General features: G+C 62.2%; 14 protein-coding genes and 2 pseudogenes. 7 read left to right on the top strand and 9 right to left on the bottom strand.

Annotated elements, in window-relative coordinates; genetic code table 11:
* Window positions 1-160: 160 nt before the first annotated feature.
* Window positions 161-1,168 (top strand): LysR substrate-binding domain-containing protein, encoded by a 1,008-nt coding sequence (locus AC1ME3_RS09645; RefSeq protein ID WP_480952993.1) that lies wholly within the window; start codon window positions 161-163, stop codon window positions 1,166-1,168.
* On the opposite strand, the gene AC1ME3_RS09640 is transcribed toward AC1ME3_RS09645, so the two are convergent.
* Window positions 1,128-2,420, bottom strand: coding sequence for a cation:dicarboxylate symporter family transporter (locus AC1ME3_RS09640; protein WP_480952992.1), 1,293 nt, complete (start codon window positions 2,418-2,420; stop codon window positions 1,128-1,130). The genes AC1ME3_RS09645 and AC1ME3_RS09640 overlap by 41 nt on opposite strands.
* A gap of 113 nt (window positions 2,421-2,533) precedes the next feature.
* On the opposite strand from AC1ME3_RS09640, the gene AC1ME3_RS09635 reads away from it, so the two are divergent.
* From AC1ME3_RS09635 to AC1ME3_RS09620, 4 genes are read left to right on the top strand one after another with little or no spacing between them, the layout of a single operon-like run.
* Window positions 2,534-3,391 carry a substrate-binding domain-containing protein gene (locus tag AC1ME3_RS09635; protein ID WP_480952991.1) on the top strand — a complete coding sequence of 286 codons (858 nt, stop codon included), beginning with the start codon at window positions 2,534-2,536 and terminating at the stop codon, window positions 3,389-3,391.
* On the top strand, window positions 3,388-4,710 hold the full coding sequence (gene tcuC, locus AC1ME3_RS09630; protein WP_480952990.1) for a tricarballylate/proton symporter TcuC: 1,323 nt from the start codon (window positions 3,388-3,390) through the stop codon (window positions 4,708-4,710). Before AC1ME3_RS09635 ends, tcuC begins: the two co-directional genes overlap by 4 nt.
* 56 nt (window positions 4,711-4,766) lie before the next feature.
* Entirely contained in the window at window positions 4,767-7,736 is a 2,970-nt protein-coding gene (locus AC1ME3_RS09625; protein ID WP_480952989.1) for a TonB-dependent receptor domain-containing protein, read from the top strand.
* Between the two features lie 56 nt (window positions 7,737-7,792).
* Complete coding sequence (locus AC1ME3_RS09620) at window positions 7,793-8,029, top strand: hypothetical protein (RefSeq protein WP_480952988.1); 237 nt, start codon at window positions 7,793-7,795, stop codon at window positions 8,027-8,029.
* 445 nt (window positions 8,030-8,474) lie between these two features.
* Here the strand turns inward: AC1ME3_RS09620 and AC1ME3_RS09615 are convergent, their stop codons facing one another.
* Both AC1ME3_RS09615 and AC1ME3_RS09610 read right to left on the bottom strand, forming a co-directional pair.
* On the bottom strand, window positions 8,475-9,560 hold the full coding sequence (locus tag AC1ME3_RS09615; RefSeq protein WP_480952987.1) for an aspartyl protease family protein: 1,086 nt from the start codon (window positions 9,558-9,560) through the stop codon (window positions 8,475-8,477).
* Between the two features lie 398 nt (window positions 9,561-9,958).
* Window positions 9,959-10,084 (bottom strand): hypothetical protein, encoded by a 126-nt coding sequence (locus AC1ME3_RS09610; protein ID WP_480952986.1) that lies wholly within the window; start codon window positions 10,082-10,084, stop codon window positions 9,959-9,961.
* 175 nt (window positions 10,085-10,259) lie between these two features.
* On the opposite strand from AC1ME3_RS09610, the gene AC1ME3_RS09605 reads away from it, so the two are divergent.
* Window positions 10,260-11,540, top strand: a complete 1,281-nt coding sequence (locus tag AC1ME3_RS09605) for a gluzincin family metallopeptidase (RefSeq protein WP_480952985.1) — start codon at window positions 10,260-10,262, stop codon at window positions 11,538-11,540.
* A gap of 556 nt (window positions 11,541-12,096) precedes the next feature.
* Here AC1ME3_RS09605 and AC1ME3_RS09600 read toward each other — a convergent pair.
* The 3 genes and pseudogenes from AC1ME3_RS09600 to AC1ME3_RS09590 all read right to left on the bottom strand — a co-directional run bounded on the left by AC1ME3_RS09600 (window position 12,097) and on the right by AC1ME3_RS09590 (window position 13,496).
* Entirely contained in the window at window positions 12,097-12,285 is a 189-nt protein-coding gene (locus AC1ME3_RS09600; RefSeq protein ID WP_480955805.1) for an SDR family oxidoreductase, read from the bottom strand.
* 111 nt (window positions 12,286-12,396) lie between these two features.
* Window positions 12,397-13,279, bottom strand: a pseudogene (locus tag AC1ME3_RS09595) (IS3 family transposase); the annotation flags it as partial.
* The gene (locus AC1ME3_RS09590; RefSeq protein WP_480955892.1) at window positions 13,173-13,496 is read right to left on the bottom strand and encodes a hypothetical protein; all 324 of its coding nucleotides are present in this window, start codon (window positions 13,494-13,496) and stop codon (window positions 13,173-13,175) included. The pseudogene AC1ME3_RS09595 and the gene AC1ME3_RS09590, both read right to left, overlap by 107 nt.
* Window positions 13,497-14,224: 728 nt before the next feature.
* On the opposite strand from AC1ME3_RS09590, the pseudogene AC1ME3_RS09585 reads away from it, so the two are divergent.
* A pseudogene (locus AC1ME3_RS09585) lies at window positions 14,225-14,401 on the top strand (IS481 family transposase); the annotation flags it as partial.
* Between the two features lie 27 nt (window positions 14,402-14,428).
* On the opposite strand, the gene AC1ME3_RS09580 reads toward AC1ME3_RS09585, so the two are convergent.
* The 3 genes from AC1ME3_RS09580 to AC1ME3_RS09570 form a co-directional block, all read right to left on the bottom strand.
* A complete protein-coding gene (locus AC1ME3_RS09580; RefSeq protein ID WP_480952984.1) occupies window positions 14,429-15,280 on the bottom strand; it encodes an alpha/beta fold hydrolase in 852 nt (283 codons plus the stop codon).
* Window positions 15,277-16,230, bottom strand: a complete 954-nt coding sequence (locus AC1ME3_RS09575; protein ID WP_480952983.1) for an alpha/beta fold hydrolase — start codon at window positions 16,228-16,230, stop codon at window positions 15,277-15,279. The genes AC1ME3_RS09580 and AC1ME3_RS09575 overlap by 4 nt, the downstream gene beginning before the upstream one ends.
* A gap of 109 nt (window positions 16,231-16,339) precedes the next feature.
* Window positions 16,340-16,879 (bottom strand): TetR/AcrR family transcriptional regulator, encoded by a 540-nt coding sequence (locus AC1ME3_RS09570; RefSeq protein WP_480952982.1) that lies wholly within the window; start codon window positions 16,877-16,879, stop codon window positions 16,340-16,342.
* Window positions 16,880-17,522 lie beyond the last annotated feature (643 nt).

The following is a 17,522-nucleotide window of genomic DNA, read 5'->3' as shown; positions in this document are numbered from 1 at the left end:
TTTCGGAGACGGAGAAACGAGTAAGACAGAGCTGAACGAATGGCCTTTACCGGAAGCCCTGATCGCCAGCCCGAATGTCTGGGAGAGGGCGAATACACACTGCTCTACAGCTTCGGCCAGACCCAATACCGGTCGTTCCAAACGCTTATTTCTGACGCTGTTGCCCGACATTAATCCATTGCTAGCCGACTTTGCCGCGAAGGAGTGGAGCGACATTCCAGTTGCCGTACCGATCGGCTATTGTGGCAGTATGGCAGCGATCAATTTTGAGCTTCTCGATCTTCGCGCGCTGATCGCGGTGTCGGACATGCGCAGCTTTCACCGCGCGGCGGAGCAGCTGGCATTATCCCAGCCCGCGCTCAGCCGGCGCATTCAGAAGCTGGAACAGGCAGTCGGTGCGCCCTTGCTCGAACGCAGCAGCCGCAACGTGAGGCTGACGCCGGCTGGACAGCAGGTGCTCCCATTGCTCCGCCGTATGGTCGAGGAGATTGACGGGTCGCTGGTCGGTAGCATGGCCTCGGGCGAGCAGGGCGCAGGGCGGATCACTGTCGCCAGTGTGCCGAGCGCCGCGGTGCGCTTCATGCCCGAGGTGCTGAAGCGTTTCGCCGAGGAGTATCGTAATGTTCGCGTGCGCATCCTCGATTTATCGGCGAACGAATGCGCCGAGGCAGTGCGGACCGGAGATGCCGAGTTCGGGCTGTCACTGCCGGTGGCGTCCGATGCCGATCTGTCGTTCGAGCCGTTGATCGACGATCCCTACGGCCTGATCTGCCGCCGCGACCATCCGCTCGCCGAAATCGATCAACTCGGCTGGGCGGATCTTGCGGGACATCGGCTGGTAACGGTGCATCGCGCAAGCGGCAACCGGACGACGCTGGAGGCGGGACTTGCCGCCCAGGGCATCCATCTTCAATGGTTCTACGAAGTGACGCGGCTGACCTCGGCGCTGGCGTTGGTCGATGCTGGCCTGGGGCCATCGGTATTGCCGCGGTTGGCATGCGAAGGGCCGGACGCACGTGATCTCGTGTGGAAACCACTGCTAGATCCGACCATTGTGCGGACGATCGGACTACTCAGGCGCCCGGCTGCGCCGATCTCGCCGGCCGCGGCGCGGCTGGTAGCTTTGATTACGCAGGCGTGGCGGGAAGCGGCGGCTGCACCGGCGTGAATGTCGCCCCGCCCCAGTGCGCGATCAGCAACGTTGCACTGACGTTCGCGAGGCCGCTGGTCAGAGCGCGCACCGTCGAGAGCAGGCGATCGACCGCAATCAGCATCGCCGCCGCGCCGACGGGCACGTTTGGCAGCAACGACAGCGTCAGCAGCAACGCCGAGAAGCCGCTGCCCGTCACCCCCGCTGCGGTCTTTGAAGTCGCAAGCATGACTAGCAGGTAGGTGGCGATCTGCCCGAACGACAAGCTAAGATGCAGCGCTTCAGCCAGAAACAGCGTCGCGACGATCAGGTAGACCGCTGTACCGGCGAGGTTGAGCGTGTAGCCGAGCGGGATAACGATACCTACGACCGCGGGCGGCGCGCCAAGCGTTTCTAGCTTGCTCATGATCCGCGGCAGGACAACCTCCGACGATGAGGTACCAAGAACGATCAGCAGTTCCTCGCGGAAATGGCCGAGCAAGGCAATCGGCGAGATCCCCGCCCAAAGCCGCACCGCGGTCAGCAGGATCGTCAGGAGCAGTATGCAGGCCGCCAGCAACGTTGCCGCCAACATACCGAGCGAGCCGATAAAGGCGATGCCATAGGTGCCGACGGTAAAAGCAATCGCCCCGAACGCGCCGATCGGTGCGGCACGGATCAGGAACGCGAAGATCGCGAACTGCAACTGCGTCAGCCCGCGGATCGCGCGTGCGATCGGCTCGCCCGCCGGCCCGATGCGCAACAGGCCAAAACCGACAAGGCCGGCGATGAACAATACGGGCAGCACATCACCCGCGGTGAACGCGGAGAAGAAGGTGTCGGGCACCATCCGCAACAGAAAGTCTCCCGGCCCGTCGATCTGCCGGGCGCCTAGTGCGCGGCCGATGTCGATGTGCGGTATCACACGCGGCAGTATCAGGTTGGCACCGGGGCGTAGCAGCCCTGCGACCAGCAAACCGCAAAGCAGTGCCAGTACGGTGATCGCAAGGAAGACGATCAGCGCCCGTGCCACGGTCGATCCCGTCTGGCGCGCGCCACCCTGTGCGACGATGCCGTCGACGATCGTGCAGAACAGGATCGGTGGCACCATCATCCGCATTGCCTTGACGAAGGCGATGCCAAGCGGGGCCAGACTGACACCGAACGCTGGCCAGACATGGCCAATAAGCGCGCCAGCAGCGATGCCGACGATCATCTGCACATAGAGCTGGCGGGCGATCCGCTTCATCCCGATCCCTGATGCACGATACGCATCGTCCGTACCGATCATTGCATTTGATGGAAAGCGTTGCAACGGCTCTTATGCCAGCCAAGGCGCAGGGGTTCCTCAAGAAACCGCCACGCAGAATGACCGCCCGACCGGCGGTACAGAGCAGGATGGCTATGATACAGGCGAACTCCCCTACCACCAAGCGCGTGCGCAGGTTGTTGCACCACCGGTTGACCGGCGCGATCGGCATGCTGATCGCACCGCTACTGGTCGGTTGCCAGACGCTTCCCGCCGCGCCTGCGGCTGGCTCACCGGCGGGCCTGACCGTTTTCACTTCGGGCGGTTTCAATGCGGCGTTCGATGCACTGGCCGCATCGTATCGGCGCACGACCGGGACCCCCATCACGATCGCGCACGGACCGTCGATGGGCGAGACGCCCAACGCTATCCCCGCCCGCCTCGCTCGGCGCGAGCCTGCCGACGTCGTGATCCTCGCCCGCTCCGGCCTCGACAAGCTGGTGACCGCCGGCGCGGTCGTGCCCGACACCGCGATCGACCTCGGCCTGTCTCGGATCGCCGTCGCGGTCCGTGCCGGGGCCCCCGTTCCCGACATCGCTACGCCCGAGGCACTCCGCGCGACGCTGCTGCACGCCAAATCAGTCGCCTGGTCGGACAGCGCCAGCGGCGTCTATATCCAGTCGACGCTGCTTGATCGGCTCGGCATCGCCGACCAGGTGCGCCCCAAGGGCCGAATGATTCCTGCCACCCCGGTCGGCGAAATCGTCGCTAGTGGGCAAGCCGAGATCGGCTTCCAGCAGCTGAGCGAACTGAAGCCGGTCAAGGGCATTCGAATCGTCGGCCTACTCCCCGATGCGTTGCAGAAGGTCACCAAGTTCTCAGGGGGCGTCGTCGCCTATTCGCCGCATCAAGCCGGTGCACGCGCGTTGCTGTCCTATCTTTCCTCCCCACAAGCCGATGCCGCGATCCGCGCGAGCGGGCTCGAGCCGGCATCGCGAAAGGCAATCCGATGATCGAAAACACGGCCATCCCGGCCGATGGCGTCTCCGCCACCCCCGCTGCCCGAAAATCATCCGCGTTCAAGTCGATCTTCATCGTCGCGAGCGGTAACTTCCTCGAGATGTTCGACTTTATGGTGTTCGGCTATTACGCCACCTACATCTCGAAGGCGTTCTTCCCGACCGGCAGCGAATTCGGATCGTTGCTCTTGACGCTGATGACTTTCGGCGCGGGGTTCCTGATGAGGCCGCTGGGCGCTTTGGTGCTGGGCGCCTATGTCGACCGTCACGGCCGCCGCAAGGGCCTGCTGCTTGTCCTCGGGCTGATGGCGATGGGCACGCTCGCGATCGCGATCACGCCCACCTACGAACAGATCGGTATCGCCGCTCCACTCATCATCCTCGCCGGCCGCTTGATCCAGGGCCTGTCGGCGGGCGTCGAGGTCGGCGGCGTGTCGGTTTATCTCAACGAGATCGCACCGCCACACCGCAAGGGATTCTTCACCTCATGGCAGTCTGCGAGCCAGCAGGCCGCGGTCGTCTTCGCGGCACTGATCGGGTTGATCGTCTCGACCAGCCTCGATGCCGAGACGATGCAGGCCTGGGGCTGGCGCGTGCCGTTCATCATCGGCTGCATCATGATCCCGTTCCTATTCATCATCCGGAGCCACGTCGAGGAAACCGACGCGTTCCTCACCCGCAAGGAGCATCCGAAGATCGGTCAGATCATGCGTATCATCGGCGCCAATTGGAGGCTGGTGCTTCAGGGCGCGCTGATGGCGGTGATGACCACGGTCTTCTTCTACATGATTACCGCCTACACGCCGACTTTTGGTAGCAAGGTCTTGAACCTCGGTGCGGGCGACAGCCTGTTCGTTACCGCCTGCGTCGGTGTCGCCAACTTCGTACTGCTGCCGGTGATGGGCGCCTTGTCCGACCGGATCGGACGCCGGCCTCTGCTCATCACCGCGACAGTGCTGGGTACGCTGCTCGCCTATCCGCTGATGAGCTGGCTGGTCGCCGCGCCAAGCTTCGGCAAGCTGCTGACCGTCGAACTCGCGCTCGCCGCTATCTATGCCACCTACAATGGTGCGTTCATCGTTTATCTGACCGAGATCATCCCGGCGCACGTCCGTACCGTCGGCTTCAGCCTCGCCTACAGCACCGCCACTGCGATCTTCGGCGGCTTCACCCCGGCGATCAGCACCGCGCTGATCGGCGCGACCGGCGACAAGGCGATCCCGGGCGCCTGGTGCGCCGCAGCGGCCCTGCTGTCGCTGCTCGCGCTACTCATCGGCAACTGGAGCCAAAGGCGACGGGCTCACGCCGCCTGATACCGACGACACGACCGACTACAACGACAAAAAAACTAGAAAACAGGAGAGGGATCATGGCTCGTGACAGCCTGAAGACGACGCTTGCATGTGGGGGTGCGCTTGCCGCGCTGACGCTGGCGATGACGACCGCTGCCGCTGCGCAGCAGAGCCCGGCCGCCAATGCCGAGACGCAGGCACCGGCGACCGCCGGGCAGAACGATGCACCGACGCCCGGCGCACAGGATGCCTCCGGCATGCCCAACGCCCCTGCGACCAAGGTGCCGGCCGACCCTGACGCCTCCACCGCCACGCTGAAGTCTGCCGAGAGCAACGCGCCCGCTGGCGAAACCGCTGCCGGCGGCGACATCGTCGTCACCGGCAGCCGCGTCGCCAACGGCTTCCGCACGCCCACCCCGGTGACGATGGCGAGTTCGGAACAGCTGCGCGAGACGGCACCGACCAACCTTGCCGACGGTCTCAACCAGCTGCCGGTGTTCAGTGGCAGCACGAAGACGTCCAGTCCCTCCACGACCAACAGCCGCGGCGGCAGCAGCGGCCAGAACCTGCTCAACCTGCGCGGTCTCGGTGCGCAGCGCACGCTGGTGCTGCTCGACGGTCGCCGCCTGCCCGCGACCAACAGCAGCGGCTCGGTCGACATCAACATCCTGCCCCAGGGTCTCGTCAGCCGCGTCGATGTCGTCACCGGCGGCGCCTCCGCCGCCTATGGCTCGGACGCGGTCGCAGGCGTCGTCAACTTCGTCCTCGATACCAAGCTGAAGGGCTTCAAGGCCGAGGCGCTAGGCGGCATCTCCACGCATGGCGACCTGCCCTCGGCGGGCGGGTCGCTCGCCTATGGCACGTCGGCGATGGACGACCGGCTGCACTTCGTCGCCGGCGCCGATTATTTCTATCAGAAGGGCCTGCGCGCCGACGAGCGCACCAAACGCGACTGGTTCGATGACAATGCGGGGCAGATCGTCAATCCCGTCAGCGGCGCACTGCCGCGCAACCTGATCATCCCCTCGATCCGCAGTTCGCTCGGCACCTACGGCGGCCTCATCAGCGCCGGCCCGTTGCGTGGCACGCAGTTCCTTGCCGGCGGTGCGACATCACCGTTCAACTACGGCACGATCACCGGCACCGCGTTCCAGAGCGGGGGTGACGGCGCGCGTGCCAATATCGGCCTGCAACCGACGCAGGAACGCTACAACGGCTTCGTACGCACCGAATTCGAGGCATCGCCCGCTGCTACCCTCTTCGTCGAAGGTTTGTACGCACGCAGCCACACCAATCAAGGCGCCTTCGCCAGCCAGAACGTCGGCTCGGCGGCGGCCTACACCATCTATCGCGACAACGCCTATCTACCGACCGATGTGCGCAACCGGATGGTCGCGGCAAACATCCAGTCATTCCAGCTCGGCCGCTTCGAGGGCGAATTGCCTTTGGCCGAGAACGAATCGACACTCGACGTCTATCACGCGTCGGTCGGCTCGCGCGGCAGCCTGGGCGGCACCTGGAAATACGACGCGTCGTACAATTACGGCCAGTCCGATCAGGAACTCCGCTCGAACAACCTAACGATCGCGCGCAACCTTTATGCCGCTGCCGACGCAGTGGTGAATCCCGCCAACGGCCAAATCGTCTGCCGCTCGACGCTTGCCGGGCTCGACCCCGGCTGTACGCCGCGCAACCTGTTCGGACCACAGGCGGCGAACCAAGCCGTCACCGACTATGTCACTGGCGACAACGTGCTCAACCTGCGGCTCCGCCAGCAAGTGGCGGCGGCAAACGTCCGCGGCGACCTGGGCGACTCGATTCAACTCGCGGGGCCGATCGCGGTTGCCGCCGGTCTCGAATTTCGCAAGGAAAGCGCGCGTCAGGTTACCGACGCGCTGTCGCCGACGCGGATCAACTTTACCGGCATTCGTGGCGGTCCGTCGGCACTCAACGGCCGCCAGGGACCGTATCGCTTCTTCAACCCCCTGCCCTTCTCGGGCAAGTACGACATCTTCGAACAATATCTCGAAGTCGCGGTACCGTTGCTGAAAGACAGCGCGATCGCCCGCAACCTCGATCTCAACGGCGCGGTGCGCCACGCGCGCTACAGCACGTCGGGCAGCGTCGTCACGTGGAAGCTGGGCACGAGCTGGCAGCTCGTCGACGAACTGCGTCTGCGCGGCACTCTGTCACGCGACATTCGCGCGCCCAACCTGCTCGAACTCTACAATCCGGCGACGCGGCTCAACGGCAACGTCGTCTACAACGGCGTAACCACTCCGCAGGTCAATTTCGCGACCGGCAACCCCAATCTGCAACCGGAAAAGGCGAACACGCTGACCTTCGGCGAGGTCTACCAGCCCTCCTGGGCACCCGGCTTCCAGGCGTCGATCGATTACTACCGCATCAAGCTGAAAGACGCGATCACCACCCTGGCCGAACAGCGCGTCGTCGACGAATGCGCTGCGGGCAACCAGGTCCAGTGCGCCAACATCACGGTGCTGCCGTCGGGGGCGCTCAGCATCTTGCGCCCCAACCTCAACCTCGCCAACCAGACCGTCGCAGGTATCGACTTCGAGTTGAGCTACAAGACGCAGCTGGCCGGCGGCGACCTCAACGTCCGGCTGATTGGCAACCACGCAACCCGCAACGATTCAGAGACGCGGGGATCGCCGGTCCGCGAAGGGTTGGGTGAGACGATCACGCCAAAGTGGAGCGGCGTGCTGCAGGCGACCTACGCGGTCGATGCCTTCTCGTTGTTCGTGCAGGAGCGTTTCATCAGCGCGGCGAAGCTGGACGCCACGCGCGTCGAGGGTATCGACATCAACGACAATTCGACACCCGCAGTCTTCTATACAAACGTCACCGGCACCTACAATCTGGCGCTTGGCGGCGGCAAGCAGCAGATCTACGTTTCCGTTGCCAACCTGTTCGACCGCGCACCGCCGCTCTCGCCCCCTCCGGTAACGACCTTCACCACTGCGGCGAGCAGCGCCTACGACCCGATCGGCCGCTACATCACCGCGGGTGTCCGTATGTCGTTCTGACCATCAAGAGGGCCGGGCATGCCGCCCGCCCCCCGCTATCAGGAGAAGAATTTGGCATGAAACAGCCCGTCCCCGAACCGTTAAAGGTAGTGCCGCACGATATCGTAGAGGCAATGCGCATCGGTTTAGCCGGGCAGACTAACGCGGCGCTGATGCAGCGATATGGCATCAGCTACAACACGTGGCGCAAGGTACAGGTCGGCGACGCAATCCGCCGCTCAGTCGCGGAACGGCTCGAACAGCGACTGCGCAATACGGATCCGATTGGCATGCAGCGAAGCGTCCATGGCTGATTGACGCGGCGGTGCGTGAGGCGCTCGAACCTGTACCGTTTTCCGGATCATTTCCTTCGCGCTGGGCGTCCGGCGTGACCCACAATTGGACGTTCGGCCCGCCCTTTCCGTTCCTAAACTTCAGGCGCTCGCTCATGAATCTAGGCGCCGAGTCAGCGACAGCAAATATTTTAACTACTATCGAGAAACTGGACCGTTACATTCTCGTTGATGAGCGCCGTGAAGAGTTCCAATGTCGGCGGTTTTTGTTCGAGAACATGGCATGTCCGCTCTCGGGGCACGGGGCCGCTAGCTAGAAGCCGGAAGTTTCGAGACATATCCCGCCTGATTTCTCGGCGCGAAGCTCATAGCTCTAAAGTGTTAAAGTGTTAAAGTGTTAAAGTGTTAAAGTGTTAAAGTGTTAAAGTGTTAAAGCCTTAAAGCCTAGATTCTACGTCTCAAAAGATCAAAGTACATCTTGACCGATTGCACCCAACCTTTTCTCTTTCCTGCCTGCTGGCGGATCGAGAGCGATGGTGATCTGCGGCAATGATGTCGATGCCGTGCCGACTGCGATACCAACATGCCTCCATATGGCAGTTCGCGCAACGATCGTATTGCCACCTATCCCCATGATCTTTTCCGAACCACGCACCAATCCTACTATCAACTGCGGATGGCGGTTGGCGAACAGGCTGGTGAGCCCGCTGCTCGCAGCGCCCGTATCGAGGTGCAACGTCACGGGGACCTTGTCGACGTCCGCAAGCACATACAGGTCATTCCCGCTTGCGCGCAGAGTATCACCCGCCAGTGCGGGGCCCGCGGACCTCCCCACGGCAAATCCCCCCGCCCGGTCGAAACGTACTCGGCCAAGCGCGCGAAAAACCGGAAATCCCACGATCGCGTCGATCTGATAGCCCCCCGCAACAGGAAAACTGAGCTGCGCATCGTTCATGATCAAGAAGGCAACATGCGCCAGTTCGACACCGGCGATGATGAGCCGATCGGCGACCGCCACGCGTGTAACTATCTGGCTTGAACTGGGGATGGCGATACTACCCGCGCCATCGAGTATGCGCAAACCCAGTCGCTTCGCAGCGGATACCGACATGACGGACAGATTGGCACCTGTATCAAGAATGACATTCTGCGTCAGACCGTTGATCGCCACGTTCGCGCGTACGAGACCTGCCTTGTTGCGCATCGTCGGGAGCCTGGCCGGCAGTCCACCGATGACTGTCTGGCGAGGTTGTTTGGCGAGAAGACTCGCGATCCCCAGCTCCTGCGCCATGCTGGCCGTCTCATCCGCGCTCCGGCTTGATACGTGCAGGGATTGCCAAGCGGTGATCGCTTTCGCTGCCTGCGCATAAGAGCCTGCGGCGAAGGCCACGTCGACACGGGTAGAAAGAGCGATGGAACGACGCCTGGGATCCGTGTCCCCAGACGCGAAGTAGGCGGCGAGTTCACGCTCGGCGGTCCGGGTGTCAAGTCGCAGAGACGCCCACCGAGCACGTAGCAGTGCCGTTTCCACTAGGCCTTTTGCCTGTTTCATCGCCGCCGCGATCGGTGCGGGGTCACCTGCGGCAGCGTCTTCGATGACCGCTGCAACCTCCACGGTCGAGCGACGCGGCGACTGGGCGGGAATGGATCCGCCGAGCAGGATTGCCGCGACTGCGCTCCCCCCGCAGCAGAGGGTAAGGCGGGGCCAACTCTCGATTTCTAACTCCACGCCTCCGATTGGAAGGTATGCTATATCATCTAACGCGGGCATATGCTTTAGTCGGCACCTCTCGTACGGACTACGACGTTCTTAGACCATGGTTTTTAGGCCCCATCGCTGGCAAAATCAGTACACGCCACAAGGGTCGTCGGCCGGCATCTGTTGGTCACGATTGCGCAGCCAGCGCGGAGGACTGCCGTGGCTACCATGAGATCGCCCTCTCCCCGCTTTCAGACAGGAATGACAAGGATGCATTCGTCGATCTCGATCGCTGCCAGGTTAAGCCTTGCCTTGGTATTAGCGCCGGCAGCGTGGCCAGCATCCGCTTCGCCCATCGACAAGCCCGTATCGAACACTTCCACAACACAATCATCGTCACTGGCGGTAACATTTCGACCCAAGACTGATCGCGCTCGCAAAGTAATCGGTGTGGAGGTTGAGCAGCGCATAACGCGGAGCGGGTCGCCAGCCCCCCTGTCGCTGGTCGCGCCATTGCGCTTCGCTGGTATGGTTCCTGTCGCGGGGGCTGTCATGGATCTTACGATCACCGATCAAAGAGGGGCAGTCACCGTGCAAACAGCCGATTGGATCATGCCGGACCAAAGTCCTGGTCGACGCTGGACGACTGCACGCACGGTGTCCGGCCCGGTCACGGTGCGCTACCGAATGTCGGTGACGCCGTTTGGACAGAGCGGACCGCCGTTCGGTGTCAAGGCGGCGGGCTACGGCCTGGGCGGCAACACCGGCAGTCTGCTTGTGCTGCCGGAACTACCCGGAGTTCGTCAGACCACGCTGAGGTGGGATCTGTCGGAAACGGTGAAGGGTTCGCGCAGTGTGATGGCCGGTGGCCTTGGTACGATCAAGATACAGGGGCCGCCCGACTCGTTGCTTGATCGCTGGCTGCTGGCGGGACCGTTGACGGCGGGTCAGTCGGCCTATGGCCACGACTTCAACGCCTATACGGTCGGCCATCCCCCCTTTGACGCACGTGCGATGATGACGTGGGCCGGTCAGACGTATCGCGTCCTGTCGCGATCGTTCGGATATCTCGGTGTTCCGCAATACCTGCTACTGATCCGGACACTCGACGCACCGTCCTATGCGACCGGCACTGCTTCTGTCGCGAATGGCGCCAGCCTGATCACCGTCGGTTCGCCGACTTTCCTGCCCGGTCAGAGTGAGAGCGGACTTCGCACCACGATCGCACACGAGATGACGCACAACTGGGTAGGATATTTCGGCGACAGTGCCGCGCCGTGGTTTGTCGAAGGACTGACCGTCTACATCTCCGCGACCCTGCCATGCGAGACGGGGTTGCGCCCGTGGTCGGAATGCGCAGAGGAGATCAACAGAAGAGCCGCCGAGTATTATGGCAGTGAGGCGCGGAACTGGACGCAATCGCGCATTGATTCCGCCCCCTTCTCGCGTGAGGACGTCCGGCGCGTTCCTTATGGCCGGGGCATGATGTATTTCGCCAACCTGGATCACGCGATCAGGATGGACTCGAACGGGCGGCGTACACTGCTGACGGCCTTGCGCCCCCTGTTCGTACACCGCCTGAAAGGCGAGCCCATCACCTTGGTCACGTGGAAAGCGTGGTTGCGCGCGGAGCGAGGCGAGCACGAAGTCGCTCTGTTCGATCGGACAGTGCTGGGTGGTGAAATCGTCAGGCCGGTATCAGGCGCCTTCGGTTCGCATCTAGCCATGGTGGCGAACACTGGACCTAATGTGAAGGACAGCGGCCTAAGGTATGCATGGCACCCGACGGTCGGTAACGCGCCTCCCGCGGCCGTACACAAGTGGAAGCTGTAGCTGTCGGAGTGCTGACATTGGCCCGCTGCTTGACATCGCGCGGTCGGCGTCTCCTGTCGGATTCAGACGTTCGTGCCATCACGGGGGAGCGGCGATCTCTGGTCGAAAGCTGCCGCCAACTTTGCAGCGGCGCTGACCAAGCTCCGGACGCTCGGCCGCGGTTTCGCGCCTCCCAGTTCCGGACCTCTGGCCATGCCGGCTCTACGCGCCGACAAGGTGCCCTTGATACGCAGAAAGTCGAGGGACGCGGTCGTTAGCAGCCCGATGCCCACGGTCAGATCTCGCCACAAGACTTACGAGGTGCTTCCGACATCCTGCTTCGAAACGAACAAGCTTAGAGGCTAACGACCAACGGATTCTTAACTGCCTTGCTCGCGTCACACGTGGGCTGGTAACCACGAGACTTACATCCGGACATTCACAGCACCTTTTGTGCTCCCCAACTTCTGCCGTTCGTTAATGTCGCCCCCCAACAGCCAGAGCGCTCGAAGACGATGATTTGTAGTGGGCGGTTCGTCCTCTACGCGGTGAGGAAATGCGCGAAGAGGATGTTCGGCTAGAAGCTGTACCGGCGCATCCCGCCGTCCACGAGTAGAACGATGCCCGTCACGTAGCTGGCGCGAAGCGAAGCGAGGAACGTTACCACGTTTGCCAAGTCCTCCGGCTGGCCAAAGTCGCAGAGCGTGATTTCACGGCTCGCGAACTTGGTGCGCTCCTCTGCGGGATAGGCGGCCTGCCGCGGCAGACGGATCGTCGCGATCGTGCAGTATTCGCTGACCTGGGTCGGTCAGTCGACCGACGTATCTTCGATCGGCTGCGTCTCGGCATCGGCCCAGAGTTGCGGGATCTTCTCACGCAGGAGGACGGCGGTGAACGCGGTGCTCGTGAATTGCAAGCCCTGATCGCTGTTGAAGATGGTCGGCTTGCCATAGCGGGCCAGCGCCTCCTCCAGCGCCTCGATGCAGAACTCGGCATCGAGCGAGATCGACACCCGCCACGCCAACACCCGCCGGGTGAACCAGTCGACGATGGCGACGAGGTAGACGAAACCGCGCGCCATCGGGATGTAGGTAATGTCGGTAGCCCAGACCTGGTTGGGCCGGGTCACCGCCAGCTTGCGCAGCAGGTAGGGATAGATTTTGTGCCCTGGCGCCGGCTTCGACGTGTTCGGGCGTCGGTAGAACGCCTCCAGCCCGATCCGCTTCATCAGCGTCGCGACATGCAGCCGGCCAACGCTCACGCCCTCCTGCCGGAGCAGATCGCGCAGCATCCGGCTGCCGGCGAACGGGTACAGCAGATGCAGCTCGTCGATCCGCCGCATGATCGTCAGATCGCTGTCCGACACCGACCGCGGCAGGTAGTAGATGCTGCCGCGGCTGATCCCGAGCTGCCGCGCCTGGGCACTCAGCGGCAGCGCATGACCGCGGTCGATCATCGCTTTGCGCTCGGCAACAGACCGGCCTTCCCGAGCGCCCCGGCCAAAAATCGTTCGCCAGCGTCAGCTCGCCGATCTTGGCGTGCAGCACCGTCACATCGACTGCCGGCTCGGCCACTGCCGGCTCGGCGCCGAACACGTCCGCAGCGCGCTCCAGCAACCGCGCCCGCCATTGATTGATAAGGTTGGGATGCACGTCATACTGCTGCACCAGCTCGGCCAGCGTCTTCTCGCCCTTCACGGCGGCCAGTGCCACCTTCGCCTTGAACGCCAGGCTGTGGTTCCGGCGTGGTCGCTTGCTCATCATGCCTCCTCCTTGCGGCCAGCATGGCCGCTGTCAGATCGGCAATCCACTTGTCCCCACTGTGCAGATTTCCCGAACCACCTCTCCATTGTTCGGCCTTGCGACCTTGCTCGCTCAAAAACGTCTCGGATTGGTTCGACAATTGCGTTGCAGCCGCAAAGCCGAGGGCGATTTCCTCGCGCTTGTTCGCGTCGTATTGCTGCGTCAGCACCGGCATTGGCGCCTGCCGTGTCACGCCCGATCGTCGCTGCCACTGTGCGGCTGGCAGCATCGCCCGACGCTATGTCAATCGTTCCCGGCGCTATTGCCGAATAGGTGGTGCTGGATTGTTTGCCCGACGCACCGAGCGCGACCGGTGGGGTGGCACTGATCATGCCGACGCTCGTAGAGATGCCCGATAGCGTGCTTCCTGGTGTACCGGGGGCGGTCGACTTCCCGTTTCCGTCCTTAACTACGCCGCCTATGCTTAGCGAAAGCGGGACGGCATTCATATAGACGCTCGCGGCACTGATCGACGCGACGACGGACATCGCAACAGGCGTTCCCCAGACGCTGATCACCAGCGCGGGTGTACAGGTACCAGAAAATGACATGGGCTAGTTAGCCACTGCCCTGAGCGCCGCGTTGGGCCACTCGTGCAACCGGGTGCGGACCGCTTCACCGCTCCCACTTCAGGGACGCGGATCGCCTCCGCCACGAGAAGTTTAACCCGGCGATGCTCGCGCAAGCTGCCGAGACGCCTTGCTCTTTAACTCGCGAGCGTCTTGCCTGCCGCTTATTCTGCTGAACCCCAGAAGCGTATCGCGCCAATCTTCCAGCATCTCAAAACATATGCTATCGGCTTAGGTTGTCGCCGTCGATGTCTGGCAGGCAAAGATGCCGGGTCTCTACAGTCAGCGGTGCCGCACTGACCGTGTCAGCTTCGGGATCGACGGCTGCAACCCTAGAGGCAATCGTCGAGTGGCAGCAACTGTCATACGCTTCAATTATGAAAGCCACGACTAGTTACGGGTGCACCTCGCCGACCTCACGTCTTACGAATACATCGTCAAGATCTGGACGTCAAAGCTAAGCAGGTTCATCTTCGATTTGATCCACCAGATGCCGGGACTAAACACCTGACATATCGAGCGGTCCGCGCGTCGCGGATCACGACAAACATCCATGATGAAATCTACTTATTTCTCGCGCGATCCATTCTGGCCGCTCGTCCGGGATCCAGTGGCCGCACTGTGGAATGATGCCGCCCTGAACATTTTCCGCCACACGCTGCATCGAGCGCAGCGGCGTATCACCCATGCAGTGGGAGCCGCCGAAGGCAAGCACCGGAATCGTCAGCTTGGTTTGCGCCAGAACCCGGCTTTGAGCGGCCGTTTCCGGGAACGCGCGGTAAAAGGCGAAGCCCGCCCGCATTCCGCCCAACGAAGTATAGCAGCGAACGAACTCATCAATTTCGCTGGAAGTTATCGATCGTGAATCGTAGCTGTAGCGCTTGTAGAAATAACTGAAATATTCACGTTCGCGGCCCGTGAGAAGAAGTTCTGGAAGATCTGGTTCTTGATGAAAGCCGAAATGCCAGAACTCTTTAGTCGCGTCATCGTCGCTTTCCACACCCAGGATCTTGCTTTCCAGGAACGTCAGGCTGGTGACCGCATCGCGATAATTCGCTGCGAAGGCGTAGCAAACGCGTCCCCCATTATCGTGCCCGACCAGGCGGATTGCCTTAAAGCCAAGGTGTTGCACAAGCCCGTGGAGATCGGCAGCAACGCTGTTACTGTCGTAACCACCAGCCGGCCGCGAGGAATCACCCGCGCCACGCATATCGACCGCGATGACCTCGTGACCAGTCTCGACCAGATGAGGAATGACGCGATGCCATTCATACCAAGTCTGTGGCCAGCCATGGACGAGCAGTACGGGGGTCCCCTGCCCGGCGCGGACATAGTGAAGTCGAACCTCACCGATCTGTGCGGTACCATGCTGGAAGTCGGCGGGCGTCACGCCGCGGTCTCGGTCGACAACGACGTGGCATAGGGATCGAGGAAAGCCTGGATCGCGGCCAGCAGCGCCTCCGGCTGTTCTTCGGCTGGATAGTGCCCGCTGTCGGCGATGATCACCGACTGGACGTCCTGTGCGACGGTAGCTAGCTCGTTGGCGACCAGGTCGCCGCAGGCGAGCGCCCCCGCGAAAGCAAGCACCGGAATGGTGATCTTGCCTGCCGCCTTCCGGCGTTGATATTGCGGGATCGACTGGTCGATAGCACGGTAATATTCGAAGCTCGCGCGAAGCGCTTCGGGATCGCGGCGCAATTGTTCGATATAGAAGTCACTTGCATAGGCCGGCAGCGCTTTGGGTGAACCGGCTTTGGTCGCAAACTGATAACCGAAGTAGATGTGTTCACGCCCCTCAACGAGCCGCTCATTCACGCCGAGCGCGCGGTTGAAGTTGAAGTGCCACAGGAAGTCGCTGGTTCGCCGATCGTCGCTTAGCAACGGAGGCGAAGTTGAGATGCCGGGTATGATCGCCTCGCCCAGCGCGATCCGCATGATGCGCCCCGGCCGGTCTGCCGCCATCGCATATCCCGTCCATTCGCCGATGTCATGTCCGACCATCGCGAACCGCTCATGACCGAGCGTATCCATCAGCGCGAACATGTCGGCGGCCAAACTATCAGAGTCGTACCCGTCTGCCGGCTTATCAGAAAGGCCGACCCCGCGCGGGTCAACAGCGATGACGGTAAACCGCTCGGCCAACGGCATCATGAGGTAACGCCATGCGAACCAGTTCTGCGGCCAGCCGCCCAGCAGCAGCAGCGGCGGTCCGGATCCTCCAATTACCGCATGCAGGTGTAGGTCGCGGACATCGACTCGATAACTGTCAAACACGCCTGAAAAGCCCTCGGGCAGACGAGGGACGTCGTGGACCGAGCCGAAGCCGGTGATCAGCTCCAACTGATTGCGCAATCTGTTGCTCATCGCTTACTCCAAGATTATGTGCTGCGCGGCACATAAATCCAGCAGCTTACGCGCGCAACGGTTTTGTGTTGCTCAACACAGAATCTTACGGGACTGGCCAGCGCTGTAGGAGAGCATCTGCGCTCTTAATGAGGACGTCCTCCGCCACCCCATCCGCAGCTTCGATCGAAACGCCATTCAGGAACGTGATGAACATCCCCGCCAAGGCTTCGACGTCTGTGTCCGCTGGAAGGTCCCCTGCCCCGATCCCTTGGCAAAGCCGTTCCCGCAACTGACCGCGGATTCGTTCACGCTGATCCCGTAGAAAAACGCCAATGGGGTCTGGTCCACCACCCAGATGCCGGGCGCCCAGCACGATCAGGCACCCCCGCGGCAGATCGGCGTTCGTAAAGGTGCGGATCGTATCCTTCAGCATGGCCTCGATCGCTGAACGGGTATCGGCAACTTCCGTTAGCGCACGCCATGTCGAACCGCCGTCCGAGGCGATATATAAATTAACAGCCTCCCGGAAAAGATCTTCCTTGCTGCCGAACGCGGCGTAGATGCTGGGAGAATTGATGCCCATCGCCTCGACAAGCAGGGTCATCGAGCTACCCTCGAACCCGTGCGTCCAGAACAGCAGCATGGCGCGGCGAAGCGCCTCCTCGCGATCGAAAGCGCGAGGACGCCCTAAGCGCTTTCGACCAACCGCGCTCATAGGGATTCGTAAGTATATATCATACAACACAAGTATATTCTTGGGGCTTTCAGCGGAAGGGGCTTGCCGCCCTTACCGTACAACCTTGTTGGACGTTGGTCTTCACACCGGCCCGAACGCCGTTGCCGTTAGTCCGAGACGAGCAACGGCAGTGAGCCTGGTTGAACGATCGTTCCTTGACGTGGTGGCGTCGAGCCACCGCGTTGACACTTTTCCACCCTGCGAAGTTCTCCGCCCAAATTCGAGCCCAGGTCTCGTCTGCTCACTCGTGACGCCGACCGGCTCGTGGAAATACCTCGAACGGACCGGCTGAATGCCAGTATCGTAACATCGCATCGTCATGACTGTAGACCTTCCTGCTTTGCAAAAGACCCATCCGTCTACGCTTACGCCGCCATGAAGAAGGTGCCAGCGGAACACCGCCCACCTTGAATGGCTTGCGCTTGCGCTCGTCGCCTTAAGTGTCTCGCAGGCAGGAGATGCCGTACCACTGCAAGCAGCAGTGCACCACTAACTGACCCAGGTGCGGGATCTACGGCTGCAGTGCGCAGGGGCCGGAGTCCAGCGGGAG

It is taken from the genome of Sphingomonas sp. BL2, assembly GCF_056680015.1.
The sequence above is the reverse complement of the archived record's forward strand: the minus strand, read 5'-3'. Positions and strand labels throughout refer to the sequence as shown.